Annotated in this window: 2 protein-coding genes; both read left to right on the forward strand. The window is 47.0% G+C overall.

Annotated features, from left to right (window positions below):
* The first annotated feature begins 116 nt into the window (after positions 1 to 116).
* On the forward strand, positions 117 to 1049 hold the full coding sequence (locus ACEW8S_RS15455) for an acetylornithine carbamoyltransferase (RefSeq protein WP_373519026.1): 933 nt from the start codon (positions 117 to 119) through the stop codon (positions 1047 to 1049).
* Positions 1050 to 1058: 9 nt separating this feature from the next.
* Positions 1059 to 1838 carry an acetylglutamate kinase gene (gene argB, locus ACEW8S_RS15460; RefSeq protein WP_373519027.1) on the forward strand — a complete coding sequence of 260 codons (780 nt, stop codon included), beginning with the start codon at positions 1059 to 1061 and terminating at the stop codon, positions 1836 to 1838.
* The last annotated feature ends 112 nt before the right edge of the window (positions 1839 to 1950 follow it).

Genomic DNA, 1950 nt, shown 5'->3' on the forward strand with positions numbered 1-1950 from the left:
GAGGCCGCTACGATAGCACAAAAAGCGGGAATCGAAACGTGGATCGTAAACGGCCTGAAAGACAATTTTATGGTCGATGCCCTGAACGGGAACAGCGAACACACCAAAATAACCGTATGAGAAATTATCTATCCTTAAACGATATTGACGATTTGTCAAGCTGGGTCGAAGAAGCCCGCAAACTAAAACAAAATCCCACTTCCCATAAAAACTTGGGCGAAGGAAAAACGCTCTGCCTTCTTTTCTTCAACAACAGCCTGCGTACCCGCCTAAGCACCCAAAAAGCGGCCCTGAACCTGGGTATGGAAGTGATAGTCATGAACTTCGGCAACGAGGGATGGGCTTTGGAATACGGTGAAGGAACCGTCATGGATCAAGGCACATCGGAACATATCAAGGAAGCGGCCCAAGTCGTTTCGCAGTACTGCGATATCATAGCCATCCGCGCTTTTGCGGGATTGAAGGATAAGGAAAAGGACGAGGCAGAAGAGGTTTTGATCGGGTTCAAAAAATACGCCTTAGTGCCCGTAGTAAATATGGAAAGCTCGGTCGGGCATCCGCTACAGGCACTTGCCGATGCGATTACCTTGGCGGAACAGCATACCAAAAAAAACCCGAAAATCGTACTTTCGTGGGCACCTCATCCGAAGGCCTTACCTCATGCGGTGGCGAATTCGTTTGTCGGGATGATGCGGTTGCAGGATGCCGAATTTGTGATTACCCATCCAAAGGGTTATGAATTAAATCCGGCAATTACAGAAGGATTAACCATTGAATGCGACCAGAAAAAGGCCTGTGAGAATGCCGATTTCATCTATGTGAAAAACTGGAGCAGCTATTCCGATTACGGGAAGGTGTTGCACCAAGATTCAGATTGGATGATGACAAAAGAAAAGTTGGGCGATGCCAAATTCATGCATTGCCTTCCCGTTCGTAGAAATGTAGTTGTCGAGGATGCCGTTCTGGATGGTGGGCAATCATTGGTAATAGCGCAGGCGAATAACAGGACGTTTGCGGCACAGGTTGTTTTGAAAAAATTATTGGAATAAAAACCAACAATGAAACCAATCCTATCCATACTAAAAATCGGCGGAAACGTCATCGAGAACAAGGCAGAGCTCTCCAAATTCCTGACTCTATTTTGCAGGTTAGAAGGTTTTAAGATTTTGGTACACGGCGGAGGTAAACTCGCCACGGAAATCGCCAAAAAAATGGGCATCGAATCTAAAATGGTCGACGGCCGGCGCATTACGGACGAACAGGGTCTGGACGTGATGACCATGGTTTATGCAGGACTGACCAATAAAAATATAGTTGCCGAATTACAGGCCAAAGGCTGCAACGCCATCGGTATGAGCGGCGCTGACGGCAATGCGATTCAAGCCCATAAACGCCCTGTGAAAAACATTGATTACGGTTTCGCTGGAGATGTCGATCGCGTCAATGAAGGTCTGCTCTCCCATCTTTTGACCTTGGGGCTAACGCCCGTTTTTTGCGCCATGACCCACGATGGCAAAGGGCAACTGTTGAACACCAATGCCGATACTATCGCCTCCGAATTGGCCATCGGGCTGGGCGGACTTTACGAAACCACCTTATACTATTGCTTTGAAAGGAACGGGGTCTTAAAGGATGTTTCCGATGACAGCTCGGTAATTGAACATATCGATACCAGAACCTATAAATACCTGCTCGAACAGGGAATCATAGCTGACGGGATGCTTCCGAAAATGACCAACTGTTTTCATGCATTGCAAAATGGCGTAGCCAAGGTATGTATCGGAAATATGTCGATGTTGTCCCAAAATGAAAAGCGGTATACGACGATAACCCTATGACGATGGATAAAAAGCAACTTACGGAAAAGGCCCTGGATCTACTGAAGCAACTGATTTCCATCCCCTCCTTTTCTTCCCAAGAGGATAAGACCGCAGATGCCATCGAAGACTG

Origin of the sequence: Pricia sp. (assembly GCF_041745955.1) — a bacterium.
In the GTDB taxonomy this organism is placed as follows: Bacteria; Bacteroidota; Bacteroidia; order Flavobacteriales; family Flavobacteriaceae; genus Pricia.

Coding starts and splice junctions, on each gene's coding strand:
- argB (WP_373519027.1), top strand. CDS start 1,059: ATGAAACCAATCCTATCCATACTAAAAATCGGCGGAAACGTCATCGAG.
- ACEW8S_RS15455 (WP_373519026.1), top strand. CDS start 117: ATGAGAAATTATCTATCCTTAAACGATATTGACGATTTGTCAAGCTGG.